Genomic DNA, 6,214 nt, shown 5'->3' with positions numbered 1-6,214 from the left:
CGCTCTGCGTCACAGATCTGTGCCGCGCTGCACCGTCAGGATCGGACGCGGAGCGTCCAGAACGGCATGCCCACTCGGAGCATGGGCACGATGGTGATCTTGCGGACACCTATCGTTCCGCACGCTCCAGCGTGGGAATGCCTTGGGTGACGCTCTGCGTCACAGATCTGCGCCGCGCTGCCACAGTCAAGGTCGGGCGCCTCTCGTCCTGTGCTTACGCATGTGAACGAGAGGCGGTGGTCAGGCCTTGTTGGATTCGTGCATGCGCGCCAGCTGGCGTTCGAGCATCGAAGGGTAGGGCTCCATCAGGCGTTCCACACAGCATGCGCCTTCAGGGCTGGCGATAGGACGGATACGGGCGCGCTGGCGTATCAACGGGTCGTCGTTGATACGGCGTTCAACCAGCAGCAGGTTGCGGCTGTGCTGAGACAGCGCCAACGCATCCTGCGCCGTTTCAGTCAGCAGCAGGTCGATCTGGCTCAGACCGCTCAGGCCCTCACCCAGCGTCAGGCCCAGTTGAAGTTGCAAGGTGATGCCGCTGTCGGCCACCTCGATCTGCAAGGCATGGCTCAGGGCACGCAATAGCTCGCCGCAGCAGATTGCGTTGGTGAGGTAGTCATCACCGCTTTCGTGGCTGTGAAACAGCATCAGGGTGCTGCCATCGTTCAGGGTATGCAGCTCGCTTTCATACAGCGAGGCGACCTGATCGAGGCAGTCGCGATAACGTTGCAGCAATTCGGTCAGTCGTGCGCGCGGCAGGCGGCGCAATTGGTCCTGCGCGCCCAATTGTACGGCCAGCACGGCGCTGTTGTGCGGCTCGACGGGCGCTACCGGCGCAGCCACAGGGCGTGCAACTGGTGCGGTATTCGAATTGTCACGCAGGTCCGCAAACGGATCTTCGTCGTCGTCTTCGTCTTCTTCGGCAACAATGCGACGCTGGACTGGCGGTGCCGGCAGGCGCGGCTTCGGTTCGCTGCTGCGTGCCGAGACCGGTGGTGCAGGTCGCTCTTCCGGCTCCAGGTACGGATCGTCACCGTCGTCCTCGTCGCCGTCATACTCGGGTTCGGGCAGCGGCTCCGGCTCTGGAACCGGTGGTGCGAACGAGGTGCGCAGTTGCCGGGCCAGATCGCCTATTTCATCCTGGCGGTCGGTAGCCGGGGTGTATGGGTCGATGTCGCGCAGCCAGATGCGCATCTGCATCAATGGCGTGGAGATATGGCGACCGAGGCGCAGGCTCAGGGCCAGCGCCAGGGCCAGCAGAATGCCCGCCAGAATGCCCATGCTCTGCAGGCTGATGGTCATCGGCTGCTGGAACTGTGACATGTCGAGGCTGATGCGCAGATGACCCGCCATCACGTCCTGAAACGTGATCTTGATTTCATACAGGCCCTGAGCCTCGCCCAGAAGCCCGTTTTTCGGGCGCTGGCCAGCTTCCGCAAGAATGCGGTTATCCACACTGTAGATAGCGGCATGCGCTACCAGCGGGTTCTTGACCAGATTGCCCAGCAGCACGTTGAGACTGAGGATGTCGTTAGACACCAACAGCTCGGTGGCCGAGGTGGCGGTCTGGGTCGTCAGGGCCTGCCCCAGCGCATCCGCCTGTTCATGCATGGCCTGCTTGAATTGCAGACCCATGACACCGGCGTAGATCACCAGCGCCAAAGCGACCAGGATCACGTTATGGCTGGCAATGCGCAAAGCGATCGGTACACGGCGATGACGCAGGGCACGAAAGATGAGCAGGAAGAAATTATCGGTTTTAACGGGCGTGGGCCGGTTCACAGAGCACGGCTCTTTCGGTGAAGTTGTCGCGCAGTATAACGAGCGACCCAGTAGCGGCAAAGCGCTGCCTGTGCCCGGTGGTCACTGAATGTGGTTAGAATGCGGTTTTTTTCCACTATGGGGGTGCGCCTTGCGCGAAATCGTCCTGATTAACATCACAGGTGTCGACCGTCCAGGTCTCACTGCTGTCATCACCGGCGTCCTCGCCCAGGGTGGCGTGAACATTCTCGATATTGGTCAGGCGGTTATCCACGACACCCTGTCGTTCGGCATCCTGGTTGAAATTCCGGATACCGTGCAGGGTTCTTCCGTGCTCAAGGACATCCTGTTCACCGCCTACAAACTCGATCAGCAGGTCCGTTTCACGGCGGTGTCCGAAGCGGATTATCAGCACTGGGTTGAAGGTCAGGGCAAGGCCCGTCATATCGTCACACTGCTGACCCGCAAGGTTACGGCCGAGCAATTGCAGTGCGTCAGCGCCATTACGGCTAAATACGGGCTGAATATCGATCAGATCGATCGTCTGTCCGGGCGTATGCCGCTCGACACGCCGGCCGACAAGGGCAAGGGTTGCATCGAGTTCACCGTGCGCGGCGAGCCAGCCGACCCGAAAGCCATGCAGGCCGAGTTCCTCGCAGTTGCCCAGGATCTCAACGTAGATATCGCGTTCCAGCAGGATTCGCTGTTTCGCCGCAACCGGCGTCTGGCTGTGTTCGACATGGATTCGACCCTCATCGAGGCCGAAGTGATCGACGAGTTGGCCAAGGCTGCCGGTGTGGGCGAGCAGGTTTCCGAGATTACCGAGCGTGCGATGCGCGGCGAACTGGATTTCAGCGAAAGCTTCAAGGAGCGTCTGGCTCTGCTCAAGGGGCTGGATGTCAGTGTGCTGGATGAAATCGGCGCTTCTCTACGCTTGACCGAAGGCGCCGAAACGCTGTTCTCCGAGCTCAAGCGTCTGGGTTACAAGACCGCGATTCTCTCGGGTGGCTTCACCTACTTCGCCAAGCAGCTGCAAGCAAAACTGGGCATCGATTATGTGTACGCCAACGAGCTGGAAGTGGTCGATGGCAAGGTAACAGGCGTCGCCGTAGAGCCGATCGTCAATGCGCAGCGCAAGGCAGACCTGTTGCGCGAGCTGGCGCACAAGGAAGGCTTGAGCCTGGAGCAGACCATCGCGGTCGGCGACGGTGCCAATGACCTGCCGATGCTGGCGATTGCCGGGCTGGGTGTCGCGTTCCGTGCCAAGCCACTGGTCAAGCAATCGGCCAAACAGGCCATTTCGACGCTGGGACTCGATGGCGTGCTGTATCTGCTGGGTTTTCGCGACCGCGAAGGAAAGCGCTGACGCTCAGGCCGTGGTGGTTTGCCCCTGATGGCGAGGGGCCAATCGCGACGGCTGTCGCAGTGATCGCTACAGCGTGCCCCACAAGGAATCGAACTCCTGATCTGGTCTGGCCTTTTCGGTTTCGGTCGCTTTCGGGGCGTCGTACATCTGATACTCGAACTGATTGTAACTGGCGCTGCTGACCTGCCGGTTGCTCAGTGACGCGCGGCGTTCTTCACCGGCGACGTTGATCATCACCTTGTTGCCCTCCTGAAAAGGCAGACGCGGTGCGAGCACGGTGGGCGGTTTTTCCATGGCGCGTACTTCCGGCAGCATCAGGGTTCGCAGGTACTGGCTATTCTGCTGTTCGCGAATCAGCTGCATGCCGCACGGTTGGGCAAACGGGGCGATCAGTTCGATCCCCATCTGTGTGCCGCCGCTGCGTACCTGGCGGATCCAGCGCACGATTGCAATGCTCCAGCCCTGGCCGGCGTCATCCTGAATACCCACCAGTTCGCCAGCCTGCAACTGCTGAGGCACGTCCTTCTGCCACGCCAGGCAGTATCCGCCCGGGCTGTGGTTGACAATATTCAGGTCGAAGGTCGGAAACGTATGCTGGTTGTTGGAAAGCGAGTCGCTGTCGCCGTCGTTTTTCGGGTATTCGATCTCTTCGTAGGGCAGCAGAACGGATGAAGTCTTGCCGCGCTGAGTGTCGAAGGCAGACGCCCACGGATCGTCCGCGTCATCATTGGCCATCTTCAGCGAAAAACTCGCAGCACTGCCTGCGCTGTTGAGTTGCAGAAGTTCGCTGAACGACTTCTGACCAGCCACATAAAAATGCAGTGCGCTCATGCCGATGCACAGCTTCAGGGTGCCCTGGCCTGCCGTGCGCTGAAAGGTGCGTTCGGCCACATCACCCCAGGCGGCCGCCAGATGTTGCAGCAGGTCGGTATTGATACCGGTAGGAATCAGCAGTCTGGACGGGCTGCGCTGGTCGTCCGGCAAGGCCAGATACTGGTTGATTGCCTCTGCCAGCGACTGGGTGTCGATACCCAGTAGCCTGGGTGATTGTTCATCGCTGAACAGGGTGCGATACAGCGGCGGTTTGTCTGCCGTCGGGTCCAGGGCAAACAGGCTGTTGTCCCCGGCAGGCGATTGCAGCCTGACCAGCGGGCTCCAGGCCTCGAGTGCATCGGCCAGTTTACCGATGTTCAACTGCCGCATCTGGTTGCAGCGCGAACACCCCATCAGCAGCGCGATCACATATGTCTGTTCCACACTCAACGCCTTGGTGTGATGAGCCAGAGGCTCTTCGACCGGCGTATTGTGCAACTGGTACTGGCGGGCAATCTGGTAGATCTGATGCAGTTCGAGCCACAGACCGTCCTGCACCGGGCAGTAGAGCTGATTGGCGCGAATCAGCGGTCCGTTGAGCCCATGCAGTGCTCGTTGCAGAGCGGTGCTGAAAAGTCCGGCCTGATCCCTGGTGTAGCGGGGCGCTACCTGCTGGATGATCTGCTTGTAACCGGTCGCCAGATGGTTTTGCAGGGCCTGGCAGAGATTGGCGACCTTGCGCGGCCGCTCGTCCAGCACAATGGCCTGATTGAGAAAGTGACGTTCAAGGTGCTTGCAGACGAAGTACACCTCGGGCCGCAGCAATTCAAGCAATTGCAGGCGGTTCTCGCTCGGGGTGATCAACTGGTTGAGCTCGGTCAGCCCTTGATAGAGCTGGCGCGCCATTTCTCCGAGGTTTGCCTTGGGCAGCCTGGAGATCCAGCGTTTGAGGTCGCGGGGGTTGGCTTCACTGAATGTCAGGCTCGACTGCGTCGGCGTAGGGGCACGCAATAGCAGAGGGAGGCTAAAATTACTCATGTGACAGGCGAACTCCAACAACTCATTGGCCCGGACGGAGGCTTTAGATGGGTGGCTGACGTCATCGCGGAGCGGGGACATGTCGAGCATACGCCCATGAAAGTGCGAAGTATCCTACAGCACCGATCGGGCGACTTTACCAGTATCGGCATCACTACGCAGTAAATATGGCCTGGAGCCATTACTGTCCGGTTTTAAACTGCATGAGCGCCCCTGTTAATGGGGCGCCCATGCCAGGCACTGTGACTTCAAGTCACAATCATGCCTGTGTCGGAACTGCCAATGCCTGGCCCATCTGTACCTTGGAGCCCGCGGTCAGTTGCTCGGCCCATTTCACCTGATTTGGCCCGAACAGCACAATGGCCGTGGAGCCCAGTTTGAAGCGGCCCATCTCGGCACCTTTTTCCAGATGGATTGGCGCACGCGCTGCTTCGTCGTAGCTGAACGTCTTCAATTCACGCTTGGGCGGCGTGACCAGCCCGGCCCATACCGTCTCGACCGACGCCACGATCATCGCGCCGACCAGCACCACTGCCATTGGTCCGCGCTCGGTGTCGAACAGGCAGACCACTCGCTCGTTACGGGCGAACAGCTCGGGTACGTTTTCAGCCGTGGTCTGGTTGACCGAGAAGATGCGGCCCGGCACGTAGACCATTTCACGCAGCGTGCCAGCCAGTGGCATGTGGACGCGGTGATAGTCCTTCGGCGACAGGTAGACCGTCGCGAACTCGCCGCCCATGAACGGTGCCGACAGCTTGGGATCACCGCCCAGCAGCTCAAGCACGCTGAAGCTGTGCCCCTTGGCCTGGAAGATCCGGCCATGATCAATCGGACCCAACTGGCTGATGGCGCCGTCGGCTGGCGAAAGAATCGCGCCCGGCGTGGTATCGAGCGGGCGGGCGTCGGCTTTCAATGCGCGGGTGAAGAACGCATTGAAGTGCTCGTAGGACGTCAGGTCTTCGACCAGGGCCTGCGACATGTCCACTTGATAACGGCGGGCAAACCACGCAGTGAAAGCGTTTTTGAACCAGCGTACGCGGCATTCGGCAACGCAGCCTGCCAGTCGGGACAGCAGGTGGTGTGGCAACAGGTACTGACTGATGATGAACAAGCGGTCTTTCATTGAAGGTCCTGAGGATGAGTGTCCTGAATATTTCTGCGAGGCCTGTCGCGGTTCGCTAGAGCGGACAGGTTCGACGGTTTCGGCTGGTGCTGGCTGCGCAGGCGCGACGGGTT

The 6,214-nt window shown here is 60.3% G+C and carries 4 protein-coding genes; 1 reads left to right on the top strand and 3 read right to left on the bottom strand.

Annotated features, from left to right (window positions below):
- Window positions 1-240: 240 nt before the first annotated feature.
- Window positions 241-1,782, bottom strand: coding sequence for a HAMP domain-containing protein (locus ALO64_RS00655; RefSeq protein WP_044343242.1), 1,542 nt, complete (start codon window positions 1,780-1,782; stop codon window positions 241-243).
- Between the two features lie 130 nt (window positions 1,783-1,912).
- Between ALO64_RS00655 and serB the strand changes: the two genes are divergently transcribed.
- The gene (serB, locus tag ALO64_RS00650; protein ID WP_044343243.1) at window positions 1,913-3,127 is read left to right on the top strand and encodes a phosphoserine phosphatase SerB; all 1,215 of its coding nucleotides are present in this window, start codon (window positions 1,913-1,915) and stop codon (window positions 3,125-3,127) included.
- A gap of 66 nt (window positions 3,128-3,193) precedes the next feature.
- On the opposite strand, the gene ALO64_RS00645 is transcribed toward serB, so the two are convergent.
- Both ALO64_RS00645 and asd read right to left on the bottom strand, forming a co-directional pair.
- Window positions 3,194-4,978 (bottom strand): hypothetical protein, encoded by a 1,785-nt coding sequence (locus tag ALO64_RS00645; RefSeq protein ID WP_005731110.1) that lies wholly within the window; start codon window positions 4,976-4,978, stop codon window positions 3,194-3,196.
- A 259-nt stretch (window positions 4,979-5,237) separates the two neighbouring features.
- Window positions 5,238-6,101, bottom strand: coding sequence for an archaetidylserine decarboxylase (gene asd / locus ALO64_RS26055; RefSeq protein ID WP_004654580.1), 864 nt, complete (start codon window positions 6,099-6,101; stop codon window positions 5,238-5,240).
- Between the last annotated feature and the right edge of the window lie 113 nt (window positions 6,102-6,214).

This window comes from Pseudomonas meliae (genome assembly GCF_001400515.1).
In the GTDB taxonomy this organism is placed as follows: Bacteria; Pseudomonadota; Gammaproteobacteria; order Pseudomonadales; family Pseudomonadaceae; genus Aquipseudomonas; species Aquipseudomonas amygdali.
Note: the sequence above shows the minus strand (reverse complement) of the source record. Positions and strands in the feature narration are given on the sequence as shown.

Excerpts from the sequence above, each read along its gene's own strand:
- asd (WP_004654580.1), bottom strand. The coding sequence starts at position 6,101 with ATGAAAGACCGCTTGTTCATCATCAGTCAGTACCTGTTGCCACACCAC.
- ALO64_RS00645 (WP_005731110.1), bottom strand. The coding sequence starts at position 4,978 with ATGAGTAATTTTAGCCTCCCTCTGCTATTGCGTGCCCCTACGCCGACG.